Source organism: Schaalia suimastitidis DSM 15538, from assembly GCF_000429105.1.
In the GTDB taxonomy this organism is placed as follows: Bacteria; Actinomycetota; Actinomycetes; order Actinomycetales; family Actinomycetaceae; genus Pauljensenia; species Pauljensenia suimastitidis.
On sequence record NZ_KE386848.1, the window covers coordinates 179,238 to 206,208 of the forward strand.

The window sequence follows — 26,971 nt, forward strand, 5'->3', positions numbered from 1 at the left end:
TGCACTTGGCCGTTATGTACAAAGTGGCGGTGTGCCACAGCCTACACCTGCTGCAGTGTGCCACTCACTGCGTCTGCTGCCAACGACGAAGGGCCCAGCGCAGATGCGCTGGGCCCTTCAATGACGACAGTTAGTCGTCGGAGTCATCATCTGAATCGTCGTCATCCACCGTCACTGGAGCGGCTGGCGCCACAGGCTGCGGGGTGGACGGTACGGTGACCGTTGTTGTAGTTTGCTCGGCGGTCACTTCGGGTAAGGGGGTCGTCGTTTCAGTGCTGGTTACGCTGGATGAATCCAACGGAGACTGACCTTCGGTGGTGGCGTCGGTGCTTTGTTCGGTTGTGCTCTGATCCGTTCCAGTGGTGTCTGAACTATTCATGACGATTGCTTCAGAGCGAATCTCGGTGGAGTTATTGCTTGCCAGGGTAACAAGTGCCCACGTCGCAGCTGCGGCCGTCACAATCAGGCCAAGCAGTGATGCGCCAATACGTAGATAGCCGCTTCTCATGGTCTTTCCTTCCCAGTTCTCGTGTCCTTGTTACCACTAGTCAACACGACCTAGATGAAAAAACAGGTCGATGAAGATGAGAAAACTCTTAGGTACAGTCTGCCTGCAAATAGGCAAGAACAAAAGTCTGTTTCATGTCTGTGCCGCGAACGACAGCGTGGCCGTTAACGTGCCACAGCGTCGACATTTTACCGCTAGGCGCCGGGGATCCTCGGGCATGAAAGCGTCGTTGAAGCCATTGAGTGACCTGTCGTGGGTTCGACACTAGTTCCGTCGTGGAATCACCGAAGTGGCCCGAGCCGAACTTGGCGCTTGCTAGGCGTAATCAAAGGGGGTGGGGGCCGCCTGCACGCGGGCGGTTTCAAACCACCCGCAACTATGTGCAGGCAGCGTAAAGGACACGGCAGAACGGTGACGGGGCGCCGCGGACGTCAGGAGCGGCAGGTGCTGGCTGGGAACCTCAATATCGGTGGAGGTTGTATTGAGTACCACCATGATCCCTGACACGATCATCACGAGGACCCCATCAGGGGCCCACTCAAGACCATCGACGATAGCCAACGACCCTGTGCCCATATCCCGTTCGCGGCGCAACCGCGTTGCTTCACGAAGCATAGCCACACGTGTTGTTCCACCGCCAAGTGCGCTGGCTTGGGCTTCAAGGGGGCTACATTGGGCGACCGGTATGCCACTGGCAAGGTAGACGCTTCCAGGCAAGGCAAGGGAGGCAAGCAAGCGAGCATTGTCGTCGTAGCCGGTTTGAGGCGATGCGGCAGCGTCGTTTTCCGAGGCCGACCACGACCATGCGGTCACCTGTCCTATGGGGTCACGCAATTCGTAGGCTTGTCGCAAGGTGCGCGCAATAGAAGGCCCATCCCAAGCGGTGTGATTAAGGAACGTGTCCCGCAGATGGTGGAACCAGTTGTCTTCGAGTTGGTGACGCAATACATCGACGCTGGTTGTCGCTGACGATGCAGTCAAAATGGGGGAGTCGTCCTCGCCGCTGACCTCAGCCAGAAGGACCTGGACGAGGTCAGTAAAACGCTGGGCGTAACGGGCCTGTCCGTCTGGCGTGGCAATAGATGCTGGATCGGGTATTTCAGCGAGGTCAACGCCATCGGCGCCAGCAGCCCGGCAGGCGCGGATACGGCCAAGCAGTGTGGTCACGCCCTCCATGACATCAAGGGTTGAGGCATCGACTGGGATAGCAGCCCCAGGAAGCGTAACAAGTACCTTCAGTGAATGCTCGTGCGTGGAGGCAACGAAAAGGGCGAGACGCCTGTCCCGTACCACATCAGCTGTCGATAGCTCCACGTGCACAGCGTCCACACCCAGAGACGAGGCGCACTGGCCAAGGTGGAGTAAATTCGCCAAAGCCTCACCGTCCAGGGCGGGGCCTATGGGTAATACGACGGCATTGTGCCACCACACACTTGGGCCGCGGTGCTTACGGTGGAGTAAAACCGTGCGCACCCGAGTCGAGGACGCATCAACTGTCACATGTCCATCATGTCATGCCAATGGCATTGTGTGTCGAGTCATTCACGTTAGGCTGGTCATGTGAGTGAAAGTCCCTACACTGCCATTGACCGAGCTCGGCGCGTTTTAGAATCCCCAAAATCACCTGTGCGCACCGACTTTGAACGTGATCGTGCACGTATTCTTCATTCCTCAGCGCTGCGACGCCTTGGTGAAAAAACGCAGGTCCTGGGCCCTTCTTCCGATGATTTTGTGCGCACGCGCCTCACGCACTCCCTTGAGGTAGCCCAGGTGGGTCGCGAATTGGGGAAGCTCCTTGGTGCTGACCCGGATGTGGTGGACGCAGCGTGTCTATCCCACGACCTGGGCCATCCACCATTTGGGCACAATGGGGAGGCGGCACTGGATGCGCTGGCCAAAGACGCTGGCGGATTTGAAGGAAACGCACAGACATTTCGGGTGCTCACGCGGTTGGAACCGAAGGTCCTTGACCACGACGGTGATCCAGCTGGCCTGAACCTCACCCGTGCAACCCTTGATGCGGTGTGTAAATACCCGTGGGCAAAAGGGAAAGGTCCAGATAAGGGCAAGAGCGAACGCAAATATTCGGTCTACGACGACGATAGCGACGTATTTGCCTGGGTACGCCAGGACAGCCCGGAAGGCAAGCGGTGCCTGGAAGCTCAAATTATGGACCTTTCCGACGATATCGCCTACTCGGTACACGACGTTGAGGACGCTATTGCCACCGGCAAATTTGATCCTGCCGCGCTTGACGACCCTGCTCAAATTGATGCCATGATCGACACGACAATGAACTGGTACAAGCCGTCGTGCACCCCGGATGACCTTGGCGCTGCCGTGGAACGCTTGCGGGCAAGTCGGGTGTGGTTGGCCCGCTTTGACCACAGCTGGGCGGACCTGGCTGCCTTGAAAGACCTCACTTCTGAACTGATTGGTCGGTTCTGCGCATCAACCGTTGAAGCCACCAGGTCCCGCTTCGGTGAAGGGGCGCTCGGACGTTATCAGGCTGACCTGGTGGTGCCCACGAGTACACGCATTGAAATCCTTGCACTCAAAGGTATGGCAGCCCACTATGTGATGGGTCCTCGCGAAACCGAACCCGTGTACTACCAACAGGGCACGCTCCTTGCTGACTTGGTTGATGTCCTCTGGAATGGGGGAGCAGACCTGTTGGAACCACCATTTGCTCACAGATGGCGCGCCACGACCGTAGACACCGTGCGGCTACGTGTCGTGATAGACCAGGTGGCATCCCTCACTGACGCCTCGGCATCGACATGGCACGCGCGGCTGTGCGGTCTCCTGTCCACGCAGCTTTAGATTCGCTCCGTACATACCGACGTGAGCTATTTCGTCGTCACCTGCCCGCCTGTGTGCAAATGCTGTCACATCACGATGAACCAGGTCCTATCGCCTGACAGTGCCACGATATTCGCTACACTCACACCATGGCAGGTTTAATCCGAAAAGAGGATATTGCGGCAGTACGCGACGCCTCGCGGATTGACGATATTGTTGGCGAACACGTGGCTTTACGTACCGCAGGTGTTGGTTCACAAAAAGGCCTGTGTCCCTTTCATGACGAACGCACCCCCAGTTTTCATGTCCGCCCGCTCCTCGGCCTGTGGCATTGTTTCGGCTGCGGCGAAGGTGGCGACGTCATCAGTTTCGTTGAGAAAATCAACCATATTTCCTTCACTGAAGCCGTTGAACTACTCGCAGCCAGAGCCAATATCACCCTGCACTACGAAGAAGGTGGACGGCATCGTCACACCGAGGAACCAGGGCGACGCCAACGTCTTCTTGATGCCCACCGCGCAGCGGAAGAGTTTTATCAACTCCAACTGGGCAGCCCCCAAGCCCATGTTGGTCGCGCATTTCTTGCGGGCAGAGGATTTACCGAAGCGATGTGTCGTCACTTCGGTGTGGGATATGCCCCCCAAGGGTGGGACAACCTCACCCGCCACCTCCGGTCCCGTGGATTCACTGACGACGAACTCAAAATCGCTGGCCTGGCCAGTGCTGGCAATCGAGGCCTTTACGATCGGTTCCGTGGCCGCCTCGTCTGGCCGATCCGCGATATCACAGGTGCCACTGTTGGTTTTGGGGCGCGACGCCTCGATGACAACGACAAAGAATCACCGAAATACCTCAATACGCCAGAAACACCGATCTTTAAGAAATCGCAACTGCTTTATGGGCTGGACCTGGCAAAAAAGGCGATTATTTCCAGCAGACGCATTGTCGTCGTCGAGGGGTACACCGATGTAATGGCAGCCCACGTTGCTGGCGAAACCTGTGCGGTGGCCACCTGTGGTACCGCATTTGGATCCGAGCACGTCAAAATTGTGCGACGCCTTTTGGGGGATAATGCCGACCCTGCGGCAGGAGTGGTCCTTGCTGATGGGCGAGGCCACGGCGGTGAAGTCATCTTCACCTTTGACGGCGACGAGGCAGGACAAAAAGCCGCATTACGTGCCTTTACCGAAGATCAAAACTTTGCCGCCCAAACCTTCGTTGCGGTCGAAGCTCACGGTATGGATCCGTGCGATCTGCGACTGGCCCATGGTGACCAGGCGGTGCGCCGCCTAGTGGAAGGTCGTATCCCGCTTTTTGAATTCGTGATCCGTGCACAACTGAAACCTTTGGACCTGCGAAGCGCTGAAGGACGTGTGCGTGGTTTACGTTTGAGCGCACCAGTGGTTTCACGCATTAAAGATCGCGCACTGCGCACAGAGTACACACGTCTACTTGCCGGGTGGCTCGGTATGGATATCGCCGAAGTGTCGCGCGAGGTGCGCTATAGTCCTCGACCAGGCCCTGGGGCACTTCAGCATGAAGTAGGTGCTCAGCCGATGGCAGCAGCAGGACTTTCTCGCCCGCGGCATGTGAGCGCAGAAGACCCTGTTACACGTTTGGAGCGTCATGCCTTGGCCTGCGTGTTGCAATTTCCCCGAGAATCTATCGGCATGGGTTTTGAAGAACTTGACGCACAGTCCTTCACCGCCCCAACGTTACGCACCGTCCACGATGCGTTACGTGCCGTCGGCGGATTGGACTACTATGTGACCCTCATGCGTGAAGAGGAAACAACACAAGGGGTGGGTAGCGCCGCACATGCGACGGCAGCACGTCGTTTTGTTGATGCCGTTCGTTCGTTTGCTGATCCGTTTGCCGAGGCTGTTTCTGAGTTAGTGGTGACGCCGCTGCCCATCATTGACGATGAGGAACGGATACGACACTACTGTCGTGGCACGATCGCGGCAATGGTGAGGAAAGACCTTGTGCGCCGAATCGGTGATTTACGCACGCAGCTGCATGGTATGAACGATACTGACCCCGCCTATACACAGGTATTTGCTGAGCTCATGCGCCTCGAGGCGCGCCGCCAGTACTTCGTTGAACATCCACAGTAGGCACAGCCATCGGCAGGCACAGTAGTCGGCAACGACACCAAAGACGTCGAAGGCACGCAGCCAATAGGTCGAGTGGTTAGCACCGTGAGCGGCACCTACACTCCCAGCGCAGATCGGTGTTGTGGGCGCACACCTACTCTAAGCCGACGGCTTCACGCATCTCCCATTCGAGCCTGTCAGCGGTACGCTTTGCCGCCTCGTCAAGCGGACCGGAGGCCGTGAGTACCGAAAACAACGCGCCGTCGGGCCCACGGCGTATCTGCACCACGATACGTGTCCCATTGTCGGCTCGTAGGGAACGCAAAGACACCTGCGTATAAGCGAGGCGCTCGCGGGCATGGCGCATAAAATCAACGGGCTCGCATGTAGTGATGCAGGAAAAAGGGACACGGCCTGGATCACTCCACACCACCTGCAGACGTTGCGTATCTGCATCCCAGGCGAGTGTCTGTATCTCATACCACATGCCAGCAGTGACGATGCGTCCGGGTGCCACCACCGCAAGTGCATGGGTACCTGCAACTGCCCACTGGTCGTCGAGCAGAGCCACCGCAGGTGCGAGGCGGTCACGTGTGGGCAGTAGTTGGGCAATAGAATCAGGTAATGCCATAGGCACAAGCCTAAAACCAGTGAGGACCCCCACGCAGGAGGAATCATGAGTACACCCAGCGCCGCGCGAATCGCGGCATCAGTGAACGCAGGAAAACTCACTGCCCTCAGTGCCACCCAGGCGACGCTGGCGCGTATCGACGCATTAGACCCATATGTCCACGCACTTACCCACGTTCGCCGCGATGCTGCGCAGGAAGAGGCACGCGCCCTTGACCGCAACGCCAACGGTGCATTGCCACTCAAAGGGGTCAGTGTTGCCGTCAAAGAGGAATACGACGTTGCTGGTGATATCACCACCTTAGGGGGACAAGGCAATAGCACCCCCGCAGATCATGACTGCGCTGTCGTTGCGCGAATTCGCAGCGCAGGCGCAGTCATCGTTGCGCGCACAAATATGCCAGAGTTTGGTCAGTATGCGGCTGGGGAGTCGGAGTATCACGGAACAACAGTGAACCCGTGGAACCAGCAGTACTCACCCGGCGGCTCCTCTGCGGGCAGTGGCGCCGCCGTCGCAACCGGTATGGTGCCCATCGCTTTGGGTGCTGACGGAGGAGGATCACTGCGTATCCCCGCCTCGGCCAGCGGAGTTTTTGGCCTCAAACCGACACGTGGCCGTATTTCGAGTGCGCCACTTGCACAGCACTGGCATGGATTGGCAACCTTTGGTGCCCTTACGCGCAGTGCATACGACATGGCCCTCGTCCTTGATGTCATCAGTGGAAATGAAGATATTGACCAGTGGACCTATCCACCTCATACCGAGAGCTACACGCAGGCGGTGGAGGAAGGATCGCGCGGCAATTTTCCGGTGAATCACCAGGGGCCGCTGCGGATCCGCGCCCAGCATCGCTGCATCCTCCCGGGTATTGCCACTGATCCGCAGGTATATGCCGCTTTTGACCAATTTCTTTCGCGCCTGATGCGCCTTGGCTGCGACGTGAGGGCCCGTGCACTGACATGGCCACTTCCCACCCCCGCATTCATGGCGATGCACCTGTCCGGTATGCGCGTTGAGGCCAGCCAGGTGGAACACCCCGATCTTCTTACCGCCCGCACCAAAGCGAGTGCCGCGCTCGGCGCAGCGGTGACGCCGCAGCTTCTGCGAGCCGCTACTGCCTCGGCCATGCGCATCAGTAACCGCATTGACGCACTCTTTGGCGGGGCTGACCTTATCGCAGTGCCAACTATGCCTCAGCTGCCTGTGTCGGCAACCTTTTTTGCAAACAAAGGGCATCTTGCGTCGTTCATGGCATCAGCACCGATGGTGGCCAATACGGCGATCTTCAACGTGTCTGGCCACCCCGCGATGTCGGTCCATGCTGGAATGAGTGACGCAGGTGTGCCTATTGGTGCTCAGATCGTTGCACGCATGGGACGAGAAGACCTACTCCTTGCGTTAGCGGCTCATCTTGACACCAACGGTGGACTAAGCGCCCAGTGGGATGCCTCGGTCCTCCATACCTGACGGGGAGTAAATATTCGGCGTGACGGTCATATCCGACGGAGCTTTACTCACCTTCAATAAGGGTGAAAGAACGGGAGGCAAGCACCTCATCCATATACGGTGACCACACAGCAAGGTCCTCTAAGAGTGCCTGCGCACCGATCTGTCGAACAGGCGTCGATGAGGACGTAAATAGTGCGAGGTCGGCATCCAATACTGTAGCGGCAAGTCCGGTGGGGGAGGTGTCACTGATCTGACACCTGTAGAGGCGCCGATCCGTTGCACCCTGTGTGAGATACACCAAGGATCGCGCCAGCAGAGCATCGCCGATAGATTCGCCATTGGGTATGGTCTCGTCAGCAAGTTCGCGCGCAGGGACGTGCTGGGCAATGCAATCCCATGAGGTAATTGTCGAGGCCAATGCTTCGTCCGCCTGGTTATCCTGCTCAAGTGGTGACGGCGACAGCTGTGCGAAACTGTCGTCGGCAAGTGCCCATCCTCCATCAGAGGTGCCGCCTCCCAAGTCATTCAACACCTTCGCACGTGCGACCGTCGTATTGACATTGGCAGCGCCAGTGGTGACATCGACGCCGTAGATACCGGCAAGGTGCGTGGCATCCTGGTGCCGACCAAGGGCGAGGCGCACCATCGCGCTGGCTTCTTCTGGTTCGACAACATCAGCATCGGTGGCTGCCAGCAGGTCACGGCGGGCACTTGCCTCAAGCCAGGAAACGAAAGAGGCAATATCAACAGGGGCGTCAGCAGCGTCTTGGGGCTGTTGTAGGCCGTCAGTGGTCGCGTCGCCCCACGGATCCCACATGCCACCCAACAGCGTGGCACGCTGCTCGCTTGCCGCTGCCACATCGTGAAGTGCTGAGCTGCAGGCCTGGCATGTGTTCGCCTTGGCTGCCAGTTCTAATGCACGCGCATGTGCTGCCACTTCAGTGCGCGCCATCGTGTCTCGCAGACTTTGCGATTGCGATAACGACGGCAAAGACTCGGGGTTCGTCGAAAAGCGAAGGCTGCAGGCACCCAGGAGGAATGCAACTAGGCAGGCCAGGGCCGCCACAGTTGTGCGGCGACGAGCAGACGGCAGATTTGTCAAATGAGAAGCAACAGACACAGCACCATCATTCCATGCTTAAGACAGGTAACATTGCCCCTACGTGACGTGTCGCCGCACGTATGCCCTTTGTTCAAGGAGGTCCTGTGCCCAAGCCTCAGCCTGATGAGCACCTACATGCCGTACTTACCCCCGTCGCCGCCCAGCATGGTGTGGAGGTGGATACGGTCGTACTGGCTTCCCAATATGGTGCGACCGTGGTGCGTGTCGTCGTTGAAGAACCCGAAGGGCAGCCGCCGTTGGATTCAGAAACCCTGGCAGACGTTTCCCGAGCAATTTCGCGCGCAATGGACGACCTTGATCCGGTGGAAGGGGAGTACCTCCTCGAGGTCACGACCCCAGGGATTGAACGACCACTGCTGAAGCCAGCCCATTGGAGGCGCGTGCAGGGACGCCTTATTCGTGGCAAACTCAAAGATGGGCGTTCACTGCAGGGACATGTTCTTAGTGTTGACGATAGCGCTGTCACACTCGACATCGATGGTGAGGCGACTACCATCGACTACAACGCAATAAAAAAGGCGCGTGCATGCGTCGAATTTGCACACGACTTCGACACGGAGGAATGAGGCGAGTATGGAAATCGACATGACTGCACTGCGGATGGTGGAACAAGAAAAAGGTGTTGCCCTTGACACGCTTGTTGACGCCATCGAAGAAGCGCTGCTGAAGGCTTATCACAATCTGCCAGGCGCCATCAGCCAGGCACGTATCGAAATTGACAAGCGCACTGGGCGCGTGTCAGTGATGGCCACAGAGGAAGACGACGACGGCAACCCCATCGGCGAGTTCGATGACACTCCGAAAAATTTTGGACGCATCGCCCAAGCCACTGCCCGCTCCATCATCATGCAGCGTCTGCGTGATGCAGACGATCAACGTGTGCTGGGCGACTTCGCGTCAAAACAGGGGCAGATTGTCACCGGCGTGGTTCAGCAATCGCGTGATGGCCGCCTGACGCGTATCCTCCTAGCTGACGAATTCGAGGCCGTATTGCCCGATTCAGAAAAAACTCCTGGCGAATTCTACCGCCATGGTGATCGCGTACGTGCCTATGTTGTTGCCGTTGAGCGCACAGAAAAAGGTCCGCGTATCACGCTGTCGCGAACACATCCAGGTTTGGTTTTGGGACTCTTTGAACGAGAAGTGCCAGAAATACAAGACGGCCTTGTCTCCATTAAGTCCATCGCCCGCGAGGCCGGACACCGAACGAAGATCGCTGTGGCTGCCTTGCGTGAAGGTGTCAATGCTAAAGGTGCCTGCATCGGGCCAATGGGCGCTCGCGTCCGCGCAGTGATGACAGAACTTGGTGGAGAAAAAATCGATATCGTCGACTACTCCGACAACCCCGGTCATTTCGTCGCGAACTCTCTATCCCCGGCTCGCGTCACCCGTGTGGTGGTTCACTCGGTCGAAAACCGTACCGCCACCGCAATCGTGCCAGATTTCCAACTGTCCTTGGCCATTGGAAAAGAAGGACAAAATGCGCGTCTAGCCGCGCGGCTAACGGGTTATCACATCGATATTCATTCTGATACCGAAGGCGGTGACGACCCGGAGGTTTCACGCTCGTCAATGTCAGACGACGTCCGCAACGACGCAGCGCTGTAACAGTGACGCAGCGCTGTGACAGTAGTGCACCGAAAACATGCGCAGCTGTCAGTGGCGGCGCGCGGCCTCGTGCACTGACGTGACCAGTTGCTCACGAGGCAAAGACGGGAAACGGGCAAAACTCGACTAAGCTTGGACACTGTGCCACAGCTCAACGAGCCCACTGCGGTCAAGGAAACCCTTGTCCCTCCAGTGCGTACCTGCGTGGGGTGTGGCCAGCGGAGCGCGCGTGCGAAGATGGTTCGCATCGCCGCCTTCAACGGGACTGCGTACGTAGATCCCAAAGGCAAACTGCCAGGTCGAGGAGCATGGTTCCACCCGGATCCACGCTGTATCAGCCGAGGACGCCAACGCAAAGCATTGGCTCGCCGCCTCAGATTTGACGGAGAAATCCCCGAAAGTCTGTGGCACACACTAGAGCAGATAGCCGCCACCGCGACGCACGGTGCGTCGTGAGACGATGAATGGAAGCGGGTTGGAAGCCGATGGGCACCCGATGAGTACCCAGCGATGAGCTGCCAGCAATACCAATGACGCGTCACTCCTGTGTGGAGTCGCGTCCAGACAGGAGAAATGTGGCAAAGTTGCGTGTCCACGAGCTCGCCAAAGAGCTCGGAATCACCAGCAAAGAACTATTGACGTATCTCAACGATCACGGTGAGTTCGTCAAGGCATCCTCGTCGGCCCTTGAGCCGCCGGTGGTGCGTGCTGTGCGTGAGCACTACCAAAGTCAAACGGCAGAAAAACCTGCTCCGGCACCTGCGCCGAAAGCGACTGCCGCCCCCAAGCCAACTGCGCGCCCATCGGCGCCCAAAGCCCCGCAGGCTCCACGCGCTACTGAAGAGCGCGTTGCCGAAGAACCGACACCAGCAGTGCCATCACCACAGGCTCCTAAGGTCGATACACCTCAAGTTGAAGCGCCCAAGGTTGAGGCCCCCAAGGCTGCAGCACCCATCGCTCGCCCAGGCCCCAAGAAACCTGCGGTACCCACGAACGCCCCAGCATTCGAGGAAGCTCCAGCTCGGCCCGCACCACCTCGCCCTGCACCGCGCCCTGCGGTCCCGCGCGCAGGTGGACCGCGCCCTGGCAATAACCCGTACGCCTCAAGCCAAGGCATGCCTCGTCCAGGAGGCTCAGGCGGGCCTCGTCCTGCGCCGCGTCCTGGCGCACCCCGCCCAGGCGCCCCTCGAAGCGCAAGTGCGCCGCAGGCAGAACGCGGAAAAACAGCAGCCCCACGTGCGCCGCGCAGTGGTGCTCCACGCCCAGGCGGCGGCAACCGTCCCAATCCTGGCATGATGCCAGGGCAGGCAAATTTTGTCCGCGGCGGTGCAGGCGCACCTGAACGCGCTCCACGCCCAACGGGCGGCGGTCGCGGACGCGGAACCAGCAGCCCACGTTCAACGGCACCTGCTGCAGGTGCACCTCAGGGTGCCGGTGCAGGATTCGCTCCGCCTCGTGGTGGTGGTCGTGGCGCAGGCCGCGGTGCGACGCCCGGGGCATTCGGGCGAGGCGGCGGCAAGAGCCAACGCGGCCGTAAGTCAAAACGCGCGAAACGACAGGAATTTGAACAGCAGAATGCGCCCGTCATCGGTGGCGTATCGATTCCGCGCGGTAATGGACAAGAGATCCGTATCCGACAGGGTGCCTCCCTTGCTGACCTTGCCGAGAAGATCAACGTCAATCCTGCTGCACTTGTGACAGTGCTATTCCACCTCGGTGAAATGGCGACCGCCACCCAGTCTCTTGACCAAGACACCTTCGAAGCACTGGGTGCTGAACTTGGTTACGAGGTTAAGGTCGTCTCGCCGGAAGATGAAGACCGTGAGTTGCTCGAATCCTTCGACATTGACCTCGAAGCCGAAGAACTCGACGATGCCGACAACATGGTGGCGCGCCCACCGGTCGTCACCGTCATGGGTCACGTTGACCACGGTAAAACCAAACTGCTTGACGCCATCCGTCATACCGACGTGGTGGACACCGAACATGGCGGCATCACCCAGCACATCGGTGCCTACCAGGTGTCCGTGGAACACGAAGGCCAAAAGCGTCCGATCACCTTCATCGATACCCCCGGTCACGAAGCATTCACTGCTATGCGTGCCCGCGGCGCACAGGTCACTGACATCGCGATCCTCGTGGTGGCAGCTGATGATGGCGTGATGCCTCAGACCGTTGAAGCCATCAACCACGCTCAGGCAGCAAATGTGCCAATCGTGGTGGCAGTCAACAAGGTCGATAAGGACGAAGCCAACCCAGAGAAGATCCGTGGTCAGCTCACCGAATATGGCCTCGTGGCTGAGGAATACGGCGGCGATGTGATGTTTGTTGACGTATCAGCTAAGCAACGTAAGGGTATCCACGAACTCCTCGAAGCGGTACTGTTGACGGCCGATGCTGCACTTGACCTGACGGCCAATCCCAACTCTGATGCACGTGGCGTGGCCATCGAAGCCAACCTCGACCGCGGTCGTGGTGCCGTCGCCACAATGCTAGTTCAGCGTGGCACCTTGCGTGTGGGCGACTCCCTTGTTGTGGGCGCCTCGTATGGTCGCGTCCGAGCAATGTTTGGCGACAATGGTGAGGACGTTGCCGAGGCAGGTCCGTCGCGTCCGGTCCAAGTGATTGGTTTGACGTCGGTGCCGCGTGCAGGTGACGCCTTCTTGGTGGCACCGGATGACCGCACCGCTCGTCAAATTGCTGACAAACGTGAATCAGCGGAACGTCAAGCCATGCTGGCTAAACGTCGTAAGCGCGTCTCCCTTGAAGACTTCGATAAAGTCCTTAAGGAAGGCACCGTTGACACACTCAACTTGGTCATCAAGGGTGACGTCTCCGGTGCTGTTGAAGCACTTGAAGATGCCTTGCTGCGCATCGAGGTGGGCGACGAAGTGGCGCTGCGGATTATTCACCGTGGTGTTGGCGCTATCACCCAAAACGACGTCAACCTGGCAACGGTGGACAACGCCGTTATTATCGCCTTCAACGTGCGCCCGGCTGAGCGCGTCCAAGAAATGGCCGACGCTGAAGGTGTCGAGATCAAGTACTACAACGTGATCTACTCGGCACTCGACGATGTCGAAGCAGCACTGAAAGGTATGCTCAAGCCAATCTACGAGGAAGTCCAGCTGGGTACCGCGGAGATTCGACAGGTATTCCGTTCAGGCAAATTCGGCAATATCGCAGGTTCAATTGTCCGCAGCGGCACCATCAAACGTGGTACCAAGGCACGCCTGGTACGCGACGGCGTTGTGCTGGCAGACAACCTTGAAATTGCCTCGTTGCGGCGTGAAAAAGACGACGTCACTGAGGTACGCGAAGGTTTCGAATGCGGTATCACCCTGGGTCACAAGGATATCGCCGAAGGCGACATCATTGAGACGTGGGAGATGCGCGAAAAAGCTCGCGACTAATCGCTAGCTGACATGTGCTTGGGGGGGCGGCCACATGGCCGCCCCCCCAAGTGTGATGTGATTCGGATTAGCGTACAGTCTTACTGGCCATGCAGTGTGCCTCGCGATGCAATCCGCTTCGCTATCCAGTCGGTTTAGCTATGCACTGCCCATTGCGCGCAACGCATTTCGCGTGCAATTGGCGCGGCGTTACCTGCCTGAAGGAACTACTTTGCTTGATCGACATCAACAACCGGCCCGCCGTAGATATCATCAATTGTGTCGGCAAAGCGCTGGAGCACAAGCGAACGCTTCACTTTGAGTGAAGGCGTGAGCAAGCCGTTGGCCTCGGTGAAATCAGTGGTGAGCACCTTGATTTTGCGTATCGCCTCGGCACGTGACACGTGCTGATTGGCGCGATCCACCGCCCGTTCCAACGCGTTCAACACCTCAATATTGGTCGAGGCCTCCACAACCGACATGGCAGGCAGTCCATGGTTGCTTAGCCACCCCTGCAACATCTCGGCGTCAAGGGTGACAAGAGCAGCGATAAAAGGCCGCTTATCGCCCACAACAACAACCTGTGAGATCAGCGGGTGTCCACGCAACGGATCCTCTAAGGATGCGGGTGCCACATTTTTCCCACCCGCAGTCACGATGATTTCTTTCGCACGTCCTGTGATGCGGACATAGCCGTCGCGATCTAAAGAGCCAAGGTCACCGGTTTTAAACCATCCGTCGTCCGTGAAAGCGGCGGCACTTGCCTCAGGATTATTATGGTACCCCTGGAAAACAGAGGGTCCCTTAATCAGGATTTCACCGTCGTCACTAATCTTGACCGACATGGGTGGTAGCGGCGGACCAACGGTGCCAATTTTGCTCAGACGCGGCGTATTGACTGATAGTGGCCCCACGGTTTCAGTCAGACCATAGCCCTCAAGGACCGGTAGTCCAAGTCCCGTGTAGAAGTGTGCCAGCCTCGTCGACAGCGGCGCTCCGCCGGAAATAATGAATTTCGCGTTGCCGCCAACGAGCTGCACAATCTTCGAATACACCAGTCGGTCCGCCAACGTACGCTGAGCTTTGAGCGATTTTGAGGGACCTTCAGGTGTTTCCATCGCTTTAGAGTAGGCGACTGCCACCTGGGCAGCCCACCGAAATATCTTCTGCTTTGGCCCCCCACCTGCTTTAGCGTCCGCAGAGTTATAAATCTTCTCTAACACCCGCGGCACTGCCAGAAGGTAAGACGGGCGGAACGACGCCAAGTCAGTAAGGAGGTTCTTCGTATCAGGGGTATGTCCCAAGATGCCTTCGCCGGAGAGCTGGAATACCTGCAGGAAACGCGCAAAAACATGTGCGAGCGGCAGGAAAAGAAGCAGGCGGGAGTCCTTCCCCATCGCAACCTCAGGCATCCACGCGTGAGAATTCACCGCAAGCTCAGTGAAATTTCCGTGGGTGATCACCGTGCCTTTGGGTCGTCCCGTCGTCCCCGAGGTATAGACAATCGTTGCGAGCGAAGCGGTGGTGAGTTGGTCGGTGCGTGTTTGAACCGCCGTACGCGGCGTGGTCACACCAGCATCTTGAATCGTTTGGATGGCTTCGGTATCAAGGGAGAAGAACAGAAGATCATCAATGCCCAGGCGTTGACATGCAGCTTTTGCCAATTCTAGTTGGGTCACGGTCTCAGTCACGATGGCCCGCACATTGGCATCTTTAATGATGTATTCGATTTGTTCGCCTGAGGAGGTTTCGTAGATCGGCACGGGGATAAGACCTGCCGCCCAACAGGAGTAGTCCAGTAGGGTCCATTCGTAACGAGTACGCGCCATAATGGCCAGCGACTGTCCAAATTCCAAACCCAATGCGATCAGGCCAGCGGCGGTTGCTTGAACCTCGTCGTGAAATTGTGCAGCCGTAATATTGCGCCAGCCTGTGCCTAAGGCATCTTTCACGGCAATAAGTGGCCGCCGTGCACTACGTTGGACACGTCGTTGGAGCAGGTAGGGGATGGTAGTGCGCTCATCGATGCGGACCAGTACGGGCGCGTGCCATTCGAGGGCTTCGGTGCCATTATCACCTAACACAGGCTCGCCCAGTGCCCGGGGGAGGGTGCGTGGGGCCTGAGAGGAAGTCGCCTCGTGAACGTCAATTGACGAGGCCGCATCCTCGGTTTGGCTTGAGGTAACCGCATCCGATGCGTCATTGGGGGAGTGAACCATCCTCAGTTCCCACTTTCTCATCCGCTTGGTGGTTGTACGTGGTGGCAAAGCCTCGTGCATAACCCTAGCGCGTAGGTGAGGCGGTGTCAGGTGGGGGTGCGCCGCAACCCAGTGGGCATATGAGGGCAGGAGTGGGCACATGAATGTAGGGCTGGGCAACCGAATAGGCTCACGAAACACCTCAACAGTTTCGGAGGTATTTCGTGAACCACATTCGCGTTGGGAGCCTGCGGACCGGGTGTCCGCAGAAGGTAGGCGTTACCCCTTATTGCGTGCCGGCGCCTCGCCCAATTCAAAAGCGGTGACCAGCACCTGGTCCCCACCCTCATACCCATCAAGGGCAGACAAGACCGGGTGCCCTTCAATGCGGGTGGCCGAGGCCACGTCACCACTCACCGCATCAAGGAAAGGCAGCAATGACGCCTCAGCCGCCACCTCGACACGCACAAAGGGGGTACGAGGCGAAACCTTCGCTTCCGATTTCACGCGCCGCAATACAACCAAGGCAGCCGAAGCGGCCTTCAAATGCGCCGGATCGCCGTCCACGTCAGCCAATTCTGAGGCGCTGGGCCATGCCGCTTGATGCACAGAGCCTTCGCGGTACCACGACCACACCTCTTCAGTGACGAAAGGTAAGTAGGGGGCCAGCAGACGCACCACCGTATTGATCACCAGCGCAAGGGCTGCGCGTGCTGACGCCGCCTGCTCCTGGCTCCATTTCCCATCACGGTTGTACGCGCGTTCCTTCACCAACTCCAAATAGTCATCGCAGAAGGTCCAGAAGAAGGACTCCGTTGCCTCCAGCGCCTTCGTGTGGTCGTAGGCCTCCATTGCGGCGCCGCTCAGCTCAACGACTCGGCGCAGTTCAGCGAGCACCGAACGATCCAAAGGCTCAGTGACATGACGCGGATCCAGGTCCACATCGGCACCTTCACCGCCCATGGTGAGAGCAAATTTCGACGCATTGAGGACCTTAATGGCCAGGCGACGACCAATCTTCATCTGCGCCTCGTCAAAGGTAGCATCCAAACCTAAACGCGCTGACGCCGCCCAATAACGCACCGCATCCGACCCATGCTTTTCCAGAAGAGCCATCGGGGTGACCACATTCCCCTTCGACTTCGACATCTTCTTGCGGTCCGGATCCAAAATCCAGCCGGAAATCGCAGCATTCGCCCACGGCAACGCACCAAACTCAAGGTTGGCGCGCACCACCGTTGAAAACAGCCACGTACGGATAATGTCTTGACCCTGTGGACGCACATCCATCGGGTAGGTGCGGGCAAAAAGATCGTCATCGTGCAAGAAGCCGCAGGCAATCTGCGGTGACAAAGAGGACGTCGCCCAGGTGTCCATGACATCAAGTTCGCCAACGAAGCCACCCGGTGCACCACGTTGTTCTTCCACAAAACCTTCGGGCACGTCGCTGGACGGATCGACGGGCAGTGAGGCTTCAGGCGGGGTAAGAATCTGCGTGTAGTCGACTTGGCCAGCCTCGTCCACCCGATACCACACCGGGAAAGGCACACCAAAGAAACGTTGGCGAGAAATAAGCCAGTCATTATTGAGGCCAGTCACCCAATTCTCGTAACGCACGCGCATGAAATCCGGGTGGAAATCAAGCTGGCGGCCACGTTCAATAAGTTCGCCGCGCAAATCGGCGCCAGAGGCAGGATTAGTCCACGCCTTGCCTCCGTTACGGATGTACCACTGGCGCGAGGTGACAATCTCCAGAGGCTTATCGCCCTTTTCAAAGAAATTTGTTTGCCGCAGTGTCTTTTCCGGCTCGCCACGCATTTCGCCACTTTCCTTGAGGCGCGCCACCACTGCCTCGCGCGCACTAAAGGTGGTTTTCCCAGCGATCTCTTCAAAAGCCTCGATACCAGCAGGGGTCGTGATCCACTGCGGCACCTCTGCGTGGATCCGGCCATCCTTACGCAGGATTGCGCGCAACGGCAACTCAAGGTCACGCCACCAGTCAATATCAGTGGTGTCACCGAAGGTACAACACATGGCGATACCCGCGCCTTTGTCCCTTTCAGCCTGCGGATGAGCCAAGACAGGTACCTCAACACCAAAGACAGGCGAGGTCACCATTTGGCCAAATAATGGCTGATAGCGCTCGTCGTCGGGGTGCGCCACAAGGGCAACGCAGGCCGCAAGTAATTCAGGGCGTGTCGTTTCGATACATACGTCAACGCCGTTTTCTACCGGCGCACCCTGCTCGGCTGCGCGAGCAGCAGCCTCAGCGTCAGTAATGTGGAAAGCTAAACGGTGGTAAAAGCCCGGGTATTCGCGCGACTCTAACTCTGCCTGCGCCACAGCCGTTTGGAATGTGACATCCCACAGGCCAGGTGCTTCACTTTGGTAGGCCTCGCCTCGTGCCAGGTTACGCAAGAAGGCAGCCTGAGCTACCTTACGTGCCCGCGCGCCAATCGTCTGGTACGTCTGTTTCCAATCCACCGACAAACCCAGGTAGCGCCACAGAGCCTCAAACTGTGCCTCATCTTCCACGGTAAGGCGCTCGCATAACTCCACGAAATTACGCCGCGAAATAGGCACCTGATCTGCTGCCTTAATAGATTTCCCTTCACCACCCTGGTGCGGGGGAACAAAATCTGGATCGTAGGGCAACGTAGGGTCGACACGGACACCGTAGTAATTCTGTACACGCCGTTCCGTGGGCAAGCCATTATCGTCCCAGCCCATCGGATAAAACACTGCCTTACCGCTCATCCTGCGATGGCGAGCAATCACATCGGTATGCGTATAGCTAAAGACATGCCCCACATGCAGTGAACCTGAGGCCGTCGGTGGAGGCGTGTCAATGGAGAATACCTGCTCGCGCTGGGCAGTGCGATCAAAAGCGTAGGTTCCTGCAGCTTCCCACTGAGCTCCCCACTTTGATTCAAGGCCTTCGGCGCCAACCTTGTCAGGTAGCACAGGTGCAGGCAAACGCGTGGGGGCAGGTGATGTGCTCATTGCAATATTCTCCATCCGAGTCGTGGATTATCTACGCGTCTAAGGGTACGGGCTTTTTGCGCTACTGCGGTAATGCGGCAGGTAGCGTATCGCGATAACGTGGCATGATTAACGAGGCGGCGGCACCCTTCCTGCAGGAGGCGGTATTGCGCACCGCGTCGCCTCCATCTGTGCCCTAGGCGATGCCTTGGTCTACACCGTCACTGTTGAGCGAGTGAAATATGAACCTTGTCGAAGAAACCGTTGAGTTGCTAAAAGAACTCGTTGCCAACGCCTGCGTCAACGATTCCAACCCCACATCGGGCAACGAGTGGCGCAGCGCGGACACTTTGGAACGCTATTTCGCTGACACATGCTTAACAGTGACCCGCATTGAACCCGCGCCTGGACGCACCACACTGATCGCCCACCTGCCAGGCAGCGACCCAACAGCTGATCCTCTTACCCTCATCGGACACACCGATGTTGTTCCAGTGGACCAATCGCGCTGGAGTCACCCACCATTTGAAGTCAGCAGCGACGGAGAAAAACTGTGGGGCAGGGGAGTGGTTGACATGCTTCACCTGACCGCCGCAATGGCCGTCATTATCAAAGCGGCCGCAACAGGCAACACGACGTTCCGTGGGGCACTCACCTTCGTCGCTGCGGCCGACGAAGAAGCGCGCGCAGGCTTAGGTATGCGGTGGATTGAAGAACACGCGCCTCATGCCATCGACTGGCGGTACTGCATATCAGAATCAGGCGGTGGGCATATCCACGGCGCTCGCGGTAGCGATGCCATTGTGATCACTGTTGGTGAAAAAGGTGCGGCACAGCGTCGGCTTCACGTCACGGGCGATGCTGGACACGGTTCGGTACCGCTAGGCAAGCACAGCGCCGTGGACATTGCCGCCCAGGTGGTGCAGCGCCTCGGCAATGCCATCGTCCCCAGGGCCGCAGACGATTTGTGGGCCACCTTCGTTGAGGCCTTCGAATTTGACCAGGCAACCGAAACATCACTGATCGGCGGCACCTATGACGGTGACTACACATGTTTTGGTGACCTTGCCCCATACGCGCACGCCATTTCGCGTATGAGTATTGCGCGCACCGCCATCCATGCAGGTACTGCCATCAATGTATTGCCGTCCTATGCCCAGATTGACCTTGATATCCGCACCTTGCCCGGCATGGATGATGACGATGTAGACGCGGTACTACGCCACGCACTGGCTGACTTTCATGACAAGGTAGCCATTGAGCGACTCATCTGCGAAGAGGCAACACTCAGCCCTCAAGACAATCGCCTCTATGACGTGATCGCAACGGTACTGAGCGAACAACACCCCACGTCTCGCGTGATTCCCGTCCTGTTCCCCGGCGGTACAGATCTACGCGTTGCGCGAAGACAAGGTGGCGTGGGCTACGGCTTTGGCTCCTGTGCTCAGCCTCGTACGTTGGGCAGTATCTATGGGCAATTACATGCCCATGACGAATGTCTCTTTTTGGAGGATTTGGAGCTGACCGTGATGGCACTACATGAGGTAGTACGCCGATTCTTGCAATAGGTGCACGTAGCAAATACGTGCCTTTCAGGGTGTTACTGTCGCCCACCTAGTGTCACGGTATGTCTTTTTCGGTCAAGATGCCCTACCTTTGCGCTTGGTCCACAAAGGGCATCCCCTATTTCTTCCAGGAGGTTGAACCATGCCAGGTGCACTACGCGGCGCACGAAGACTAGCCGCAACAGCAACACTTACAGCAGCAATTATGGGCATGGCGGCCTGTGCGCCATCCTCCGTGCCCTCCACCGCTACCAGCAGTCAAAGCAGTAGCGCGACAACACTGTCAGTGGGGCTACCCGGTAGCCTGTCAACCCTTGACGTTGCCCAAGAAGCAGGCATTTTGAACTACTACGTAGCTCAATTGTCTTCAGAAGGCTTGCTTGGTGTTGACGGCAACGGTGCGCTCATCCCGGCGCTCGCACAAAGCTGGGAAACGACCGATGGGCAAACGTGGAATTTTACGCTGCGTGACGGCGTCAAATTCCACGATGGAACAGACGTCACCATTGATGATGTCCTATTTTCTATCGAAGTAGCACGGGACCCAGAGCGTTCACCTTCAACAGCGGTGTACTGGCCCGAAGGTGTCAACGTTGCTGCGAACGGTGACAATGGCATCACCATTACCTTGCCTGCTCCTGCAGTGAATTTTGGGTGGACCGTCACGTCAAATGGTGGCCTGTGGATCACGTCGAAGGCCTACTACGAGGCCGCGCAAGCCTATGGTTCCTCCACGGATCTCATTATGGGGACTGGCCCCTATAAGCCGGTGGCCTTCCAACCTGACTCCCATGCCACCTTCGAACGTGTCGACACGTGGTGGGGCACTGCCAATGACGCTGCGGCACACACCGTTGAATTTGCATTCTTCTCTGATGAATCCACGCGTCTGCTCGCACAGCAATCAGGCGAAATTGACGTGGCACTACAGGTGCCTGCCGCGCAGACCGAACAGTATGGAGCCATCACTGGCGCCAAAGCCATCACCCTAACTGACCGCTCATACGTGGGTCTCACCTTCGACGCGGGCGTCGCACCCTTCGATGACATCCACGTGCGCCGCGCCATTGCTTACGCCATCGACCGCGAAGCTATCGTGTCCTCCATCCTGCAAGGACGTGGTGAAGTTGCGACCTCCATTGAAAGCCCAGAGCAGCTGGGCACCGAAATTGGTGTGGATGCTGCACGTGACCTCATCGCTGGCCTGCCAACCTACAACTTCAACCTTGACAAAGCCAAGGAAGAACTTGCCCAGTCATCTGTGCCGCAAGGCTTTGACGCGGAACTGCTGTACCCCAATTCCATCCCGGAGTTAGGTACTGCCGCGCTGGCTATCGCCGATAACCTCAAAGGTCTTGGCATTAACCTCACAGTGACTGACCAACCTGTCGAACAGTGGATTTCTACTCTGGGCACGGGTGATTATGGGATTTCCTATATGTCGTACACGCCAACCACAGGTGATGCGGTGGAAATTTCTGGGTGGCTGCTTGGCCCTGGTAACCCTGCACGCTACGTGAACGACGAGGTACAGTCGCTCATTGCTGCCTCTACCAGCCAAACCGATGCGACCCAGCGCGCCACTGATGCAGTAGCGGCGACAAAGATTGCCTTGGATGACCTTGCGTATGCGCCAATGTGGTGGGGTGCTCAAACGACGGTACTTGGTCCGAAGGTATCTGCCAGTGAGTTGTCCCCTTACTTCTTCATGACACCTTGGGCACTCAGCCTACCGGTGACGCAATAAGACACCGTGTACTGCCCCAGGCTGACCGTGAAGAGAAAGCTTGGGGCAGTAACACTTTTTGATGCGGACATTGTGTTCGCCTCGACACATTATGTAAACCACAGCTTGGACGTTGGAATCTCGCCGTAAAACATGCCTAAGCTAGTACTTCGTAGTTGAGTTGCCCAAAGGCACTCCCGTCGCCTCCACGTCGTAGGAAGGAGTCGAATGGCACTGAAGCAGGTGATGTCGCGTATCGCGCAATCCGCGGGCGTCATGCTTGTCCTTTCTTTCATTGTTTTTTCCCTCCTGCACCTGGTGCCGGGGGATATTGTGAAAACGTTGGTTGGCACCAGACGTGTGACCGACGAAGTACGGCAGGCAATCACCGATAAATACAACCTCGATGATCCTTTCCTTATCCAATACGCCAAATGGTTAGCGAATGCTCTCACCGGCGACCTTGGTACGTCGATACGCACCAATGCGCCCGTCGTTGACACCATTACTCAACGTGTTGGTGTGACGGCACTGTTGACATTGATCGCTTTCATTGTGGCGATGTGTGTAGGCATTGTCCTTGGCGTTGTGGCGGCACACCGAATAGGGAGTCGGACCGACCGTACCATTGTGGGGTGGGCAGTCGTAGGTATCAGTGCCCCAGGCTTCGCACTTGGTTTGATCTTGTTATACGTCTTTTCTGTGATGCTCGGCTGGTTTCCAATTTTTGGTATCGGACGAGGCGGTGCAGACCTCGCCTGGCACCTCACCTTGCCAGGTATCGCACTTGCGGTGGGTACGTGTGCCCTCATCATTCGGATTACGCGAGCCGCTGTAGCGCATGAATTGGAGCAGGACTACGTCACCTTCGCGCGTTCCAGAGGTATTGATCGTCGCCGGATCCGCCGCATGTATTTAAAGAATGCGTCCATCCCGATTATCACGTCCGCTGGCTTAGTCTTAGGGTCACTTTTCGGCTCCACAGTATTAGTGGAACAAACCTTCTCACTGCCGGGCCTTGGTCAACTACTCGCCGACTCGATCACCTTCAAAGATGTCCCGGTTGTCCAAGCGATCGTGCTGTTGGTCGCGGGGGTGATCGTTGCAGTCACGCTTGTCGTTGATCTTCTAGTCCTCGCTATTGATCCGACAGCGCATGCACGCCAGGGGGTGCAATGACTGAAGCAACGCAGATTAAGCTTCGCCGCTTCCATCAACACCTCGTTCACCAGGTGCGCACGAAAGTACCTGCATCAGTGGGCCTATCGGTCATCATTCTTGTGATCCTTTTCTTTGTCGCCTGCTTATCGCCGTGGCTACAAGACATAGGCTTGGCACAAAACGTCACTCTGGGGGTGACTCCCGCGGGTACCCCAGGACATCTCTTAGGAACCGACACACTTGGCCGCGATGTTGTGGCATTGACAGCAGCTGGGACCGCCTCGGCACTGATTGGGCCAGTGGTCATCGCCCTTGGGTCAATGCTACTTGGTATCGTGCTGGGTGTGACGGCTGCTTGGCGAGGCGGATTATGGGACGCGCTCGTGTCGCGTAGCTGCGAAATACTGTTGGCTCTTCCTGTCACCTTGTTGGCTATCGTTGTTGCCGGTGTCCTCGGGGGTGGGTACTGGTTCACGGTGGCGGTACTCGTGATCCTTTTTGCGCCCTCTGATGTGCGTATGGTGCGTGCCGCAACCTTGCAGCAAATGCCTAAACCCTACCTTGAGTCGGCGATCTTGTTGGGTATGCCGACGCGGCGCATCCTAGCGGTTCATGTGCTTCCCAATATTTTGCCTATCGTGTGGGCTAATCTTTTCGTCAACGTGGCATTCGCCTTGGTATCTCTTTCTGGCTTGTCGTTCCTTGGGCTGGGGGTATCGGCGCAGGCAGCAGATTGGGGTCGTCAACTTGCTGACGGACGTGCTTTTATCTTCCAAAACCCTGCGGCCACTGTCGTGCCAGGTTTACTCATCATCATTGCCGCAGCAGCCATCAATATTGCAGGCGATTATTTCGCCGTCCGCGCACAGGAACGGAGTGGCGCATGAGTACACGTGACGATATCGCATTACGCGCCTCGAATATCACGGTGAGCGCACCGAGTGGCGCTGTCATCGTTGACGACGTCTCTATTGAGGCGCGCCGCGGACGCACACTGGTTATTGTCGGCGAATCTGGCGCCGGTAAATCTATGCTCTCTCGCGCACTCTGCCACCTTTTGCCTTCTGGGCTTCGAGCAGCGGGCACATTGAATTTGGCGGGTGTCGACCTTTCACTTGACACGCAGGCGCATCGCATTCGGTCACGGCGAGGCCACGGCATCGTGTGGCTTCCGCAGGATCCGTTCACATCGTTGTCGCCCACCCATAGCTGCGGTTCGCAGATCCTTGCACGTAAGTCACGTAAGGCGCAGGATAACCGCGACCGGGTCCTGGCTCGACTGGCCGAAGTGGGTTTGCCTCCTCGTGTCGCTATGGCAAGGCCCCATCAGCTTTCAGGGGGGATGCGTCAGCGCGTCGCCATTGCGGCCGCATTGGACACTCAACCTGAAGTATTGATTGCCGACGAGCCAACAACGGCACTGGATGTGACGACACAGCGGGATATTCTTGAACTATTGGCTCGTATTCGCCGTGAACGCGGAATGGCGCTGATCCTGATCACCCACGATCTGTCATTGGCGCGTGAATATGGTGACGATATTGTCGTGATGCGTTCAGGAAGGGTTGTTGAATCGGGCCCCGTTAGCCGTGTACTGTCTCAGCCAAGTCACGAATACACGCGCCGTTTGGCTCAGGTGGAGCCGCGTCTTGATGGCCCTGACCCACGTGAAGCCTTGGTGCCTAAAGAACTGCGGGTCGCCACGGCTTTGCTTAAGGTGACAGGGTTGACGAAGATATTTCGTGCTCAACGAGGTGGCGTGGCCCATGTGGCACTTGACGGTATCGACTTCACGATTGCGCCTGGGGAGGCAGTGGGCCTGGTTGGCGAGTCGGGTTCTGGTAAGACTACGTTGGCGCGGTGTGTCGTCGGTTTGGAACGGCCGGACTCCGGTTCGGTCACTATTGACGAGGCACCTGCATCCGCTGCAGCACATCGGGGTGGTTGGAAGGTCCCGCCGGTGAGTATGGTCTTCCAGAATCCGTATTCTGCTCTCAACCCGTCACTGACGGTTGGTAAGGCGTTAGCTGAGGCTCTGCTGGCGGTGGGGCGCAGTAGCGAGGAAGTACCACAGCTGCTGACGTCGGTGGGTTTGCCTGTCGAATACGCCTCGCGGTTGCCGAAGGCACTGTCGGGCGGTGAGCGACAGCGTGTGGCCATTGCGCGTGCCATCGCCACACGCCCCCAATTGTTGGTCTGTGATGAGCCAGTATCCGCATTGGATGTGTCGGTACAGGCCCAAGTACTTGAACTTTTGGAGCATTTGCGTCAAGAGCTTGGTTTCGCCTTGCTTTTCATTACTCACGACCTTGCTGTTGCCCGAGCGGCGTGTGATCGTCTTATGGTGATGAAAGACGGTGTGATTGTCGAAGAAGGGCCAACGGCTGTGCTTTTGGAATCGCCCACACATCACTACACGCAATCCTTACTTGAGGCAGTCCCGGGCCGTGAAATCAAAGGCCAATGCGCATGAGCGACACGCTGCTCGTTACCTCCCGTGAGGTGGAACTGAAGGATCAGGCTACCGATGTGCTGCTGCAGGCGGGGCTTCCTTTGGCGCTGGCTCAGCTGTGGGGGCGCAGCGGGGGAGTGCGCTCGGCGAGACTGTGGGTGGCCTCGGACCATGGCATGGATGGAGTAGGTCAGGCGCGCCCGGTGGCGTATCTATGGGAAGTGCATCGCCGCATAGGGGCCCAACGCGTCATTGTCGGCGTGTACTGTCCTGAGGCAGATCGCACTGGGGAGGTAGTTGCTTCCGATGAGGTGGCTGCCGTGCGTTTGCTGATTGACGCGGTCGTGGAGGAGGCACGAGCCGCGGGTGTATTGAGCGTGAAAGCGCAGGTGCCTGATGACGACGAAGTGCTGACACCGCTGCTGCAGGATGCCGCGTTCGTGGAATTACCTAAGGCGAAGTACTGCGCGTCACCTGCTTTCAGTGGCACGCAGTGGCGTGGCTGGGTTCGTTTTCTTGTCGCCCCGGAGCATCTTGTACGTCTTGTCAACATTGCACCGATCTATGAACGGCAGCAAAGTGATTTCACATGCGGTCCTGCCAGTGTGATTATGGCCTTGTCGGGGACTGACCGGCATGTGGTGGGTGGCTTTGATGAAGAAATGGCGATGTGGCGTGAAGCGACCTACACCTATGGATGCTGTCACGCTGGCCTAGCTGCGGTGATAGCTCGCGTGCAGATGCCTACAATGATGCGCGTGTCTGCGACGGGACCACTGATTGGCTTGGCTCCGCCACATGCGATGGTTTCCACGCAGCTGCGTCATCAGATTTTCGAGGCGCACCGTGCGTTGGCGTTGTCATCTGGCGCATCCGAAGTGGTAGGGGAGCTTACACTTGATGAGTTGATCGCTGCCGTGGATCGTGGGCTTCGAGTTATTGTCCTGGTCGATCTCAAACCGCTCAACGGAGAAGATGTCCCTCACTGGGTGCTTTTGTGGGGTCGTGTGGGGGAGTATTTCTTGCTACATGACCCGTGGTTTGATGAAGACTTTGGTGAAACCTGGGTGGAAACGGCTTATCAGGCCATTAAAGCGGAGGATATGTGGGCTGTTGCCGCGTGGACTGAAAATGCTGGTGAAGAGCGTGGGCGAGTGGCTTTACTGTTGGGTGAAAACCTGCCATCAAGTGTGGAATAGGTGAGTGCGTAGGGGTGGACCTTGTTGATCTTTGGGCTTGGCGCTGATGTGGTTTAAGTCCTAGTTTCGATCTGCGGCG

19 protein-coding genes are annotated in these 26,971 nt (G+C 57.7%); 13 read left to right on the forward strand and 6 right to left on the reverse strand.

The annotated features are described in order from the left end of the window. Nucleotides 1-130: 130 nt before the first annotated feature. Nucleotides 131-508 carry a hypothetical protein gene (locus G438_RS11390; protein WP_034285677.1) on the reverse strand — a complete coding sequence of 126 codons (378 nt, stop codon included), beginning with the start codon at nucleotides 506-508 and terminating at the stop codon, nucleotides 131-133. Between the two features lie 315 nt (nucleotides 509-823). After that, nucleotides 824-2,008, reverse strand: a complete 1,185-nt coding sequence (locus tag G438_RS0107680; protein ID WP_026460822.1) for a hypothetical protein — start codon at nucleotides 2,006-2,008, stop codon at nucleotides 824-826. 60 nt (nucleotides 2,009-2,068) lie between these two features. On the opposite strand from G438_RS0107680, the gene G438_RS0107685 reads away from it, so the two are divergent. Beyond that, nucleotides 2,069-3,331, forward strand: coding sequence for a deoxyguanosinetriphosphate triphosphohydrolase (locus G438_RS0107685; RefSeq protein ID WP_026460823.1), 1,263 nt, complete (start codon nucleotides 2,069-2,071; stop codon nucleotides 3,329-3,331). Between the two features lie 128 nt (nucleotides 3,332-3,459). Beyond that, nucleotides 3,460-5,427, forward strand: a complete 1,968-nt coding sequence (gene dnaG / locus G438_RS0107690) for a DNA primase (RefSeq protein ID WP_026460824.1) — start codon at nucleotides 3,460-3,462, stop codon at nucleotides 5,425-5,427. Between the two features lie 133 nt (nucleotides 5,428-5,560). Here the strand turns inward: dnaG and G438_RS0107695 are convergent, their stop codons facing one another. Beyond that, the gene (locus G438_RS0107695) at nucleotides 5,561-6,037 is read right to left on the reverse strand and encodes a hypothetical protein (protein ID WP_026460825.1); all 477 of its coding nucleotides are present in this window, start codon (nucleotides 6,035-6,037) and stop codon (nucleotides 5,561-5,563) included. A 45-nt stretch (nucleotides 6,038-6,082) separates the two neighbouring features. On the opposite strand from G438_RS0107695, the gene G438_RS0107700 reads away from it, so the two are divergent. Continuing rightward, entirely contained in the window at nucleotides 6,083-7,504 is a 1,422-nt protein-coding gene (locus G438_RS0107700) for an amidase (protein WP_034285680.1), read from the forward strand. 43 nt (nucleotides 7,505-7,547) lie between these two features. On the opposite strand, the gene G438_RS0107705 is transcribed toward G438_RS0107700, so the two are convergent. After that, nucleotides 7,548-8,606 carry a hypothetical protein gene (locus tag G438_RS0107705; protein WP_026460827.1) on the reverse strand — a complete coding sequence of 353 codons (1,059 nt, stop codon included), beginning with the start codon at nucleotides 8,604-8,606 and terminating at the stop codon, nucleotides 7,548-7,550. An 86-nt stretch (nucleotides 8,607-8,692) separates the two neighbouring features. On the opposite strand from G438_RS0107705, the gene G438_RS0107710 reads away from it, so the two are divergent. The 4 genes from G438_RS0107710 to infB all read left to right on the forward strand — a co-directional run bounded on the left by G438_RS0107710 (nucleotide 8,693) and on the right by infB (nucleotide 13,630). Further along, entirely contained in the window at nucleotides 8,693-9,175 is a 483-nt protein-coding gene (locus G438_RS0107710) for a ribosome maturation factor RimP (RefSeq protein ID WP_026460828.1), read from the forward strand. 7 nt (nucleotides 9,176-9,182) lie between these two features. Then, the gene (nusA, locus tag G438_RS0107715; RefSeq protein ID WP_026460829.1) at nucleotides 9,183-10,217 is read left to right on the forward strand and encodes a transcription termination factor NusA; all 1,035 of its coding nucleotides are present in this window, start codon (nucleotides 9,183-9,185) and stop codon (nucleotides 10,215-10,217) included. A gap of 237 nt (nucleotides 10,218-10,454) precedes the next feature. Further along, complete coding sequence (locus G438_RS12285) at nucleotides 10,455-10,673, forward strand: YlxR family protein (protein ID WP_131245845.1); 219 nt, start codon at nucleotides 10,455-10,457, stop codon at nucleotides 10,671-10,673. Nucleotides 10,674-10,792: 119 nt separating this feature from the next. Further along, complete coding sequence (infB, locus tag G438_RS0107725; protein ID WP_026460831.1) at nucleotides 10,793-13,630, forward strand: translation initiation factor IF-2; 2,838 nt, start codon at nucleotides 10,793-10,795, stop codon at nucleotides 13,628-13,630. Nucleotides 13,631-13,836: 206 nt separating this feature from the next. Here infB and G438_RS0107730 read toward each other — a convergent pair whose 3' ends face one another. Both G438_RS0107730 and valS read right to left on the reverse strand, forming a co-directional pair. Then, nucleotides 13,837-15,828: an AMP-dependent synthetase/ligase gene (locus G438_RS0107730; protein ID WP_084403197.1), complete on the reverse strand. Its 1,992-nt coding sequence runs from the start codon at nucleotides 15,826-15,828 to the stop codon at nucleotides 13,837-13,839. A 258-nt stretch (nucleotides 15,829-16,086) separates the two neighbouring features. Then, nucleotides 16,087-18,825 (reverse strand): valine--tRNA ligase, encoded by a 2,739-nt coding sequence (valS, locus tag G438_RS0107735; RefSeq protein ID WP_034285683.1) that lies wholly within the window; start codon nucleotides 18,823-18,825, stop codon nucleotides 16,087-16,089. Between the two features lie 206 nt (nucleotides 18,826-19,031). On the opposite strand from valS, the gene G438_RS0107740 reads away from it, so the two are divergent. From G438_RS0107740 to G438_RS11400, 6 genes are all read left to right on the forward strand, one after another. After that, nucleotides 19,032-20,357, forward strand: coding sequence for a M20/M25/M40 family metallo-hydrolase (locus tag G438_RS0107740; protein WP_026460834.1), 1,326 nt, complete (start codon nucleotides 19,032-19,034; stop codon nucleotides 20,355-20,357). A gap of 139 nt (nucleotides 20,358-20,496) precedes the next feature. Next, a complete protein-coding gene (locus G438_RS0107745) occupies nucleotides 20,497-22,101 on the forward strand; it encodes an ABC transporter substrate-binding protein (RefSeq protein ID WP_026460835.1) in 1,605 nt (534 codons plus the stop codon). Nucleotides 22,102-22,308: 207 nt separating this feature from the next. Next, a complete protein-coding gene (locus tag G438_RS0107750; RefSeq protein WP_026460836.1) occupies nucleotides 22,309-23,259 on the forward strand; it encodes an ABC transporter permease in 951 nt (316 codons plus the stop codon). Then, nucleotides 23,256-24,128: an ABC transporter permease gene (locus G438_RS11395; protein ID WP_084403198.1), complete on the forward strand. Its 873-nt coding sequence runs from the start codon at nucleotides 23,256-23,258 to the stop codon at nucleotides 24,126-24,128. Before G438_RS0107750 ends, G438_RS11395 begins: the two co-directional genes overlap by 4 nt. Then, entirely contained in the window at nucleotides 24,125-25,714 is a 1,590-nt protein-coding gene (locus G438_RS0107760) for an ABC transporter ATP-binding protein (protein WP_026460837.1), read from the forward strand. The genes G438_RS11395 and G438_RS0107760 overlap by 4 nt, the downstream gene beginning before the upstream one ends. Beyond that, nucleotides 25,711-26,892, forward strand: coding sequence for a peptidase C39 family protein (locus G438_RS11400; protein ID WP_051259415.1), 1,182 nt, complete (start codon nucleotides 25,711-25,713; stop codon nucleotides 26,890-26,892). Before G438_RS0107760 ends, G438_RS11400 begins: the two co-directional genes overlap by 4 nt. The last annotated feature ends 79 nt before the right edge of the window (nucleotides 26,893-26,971 follow it).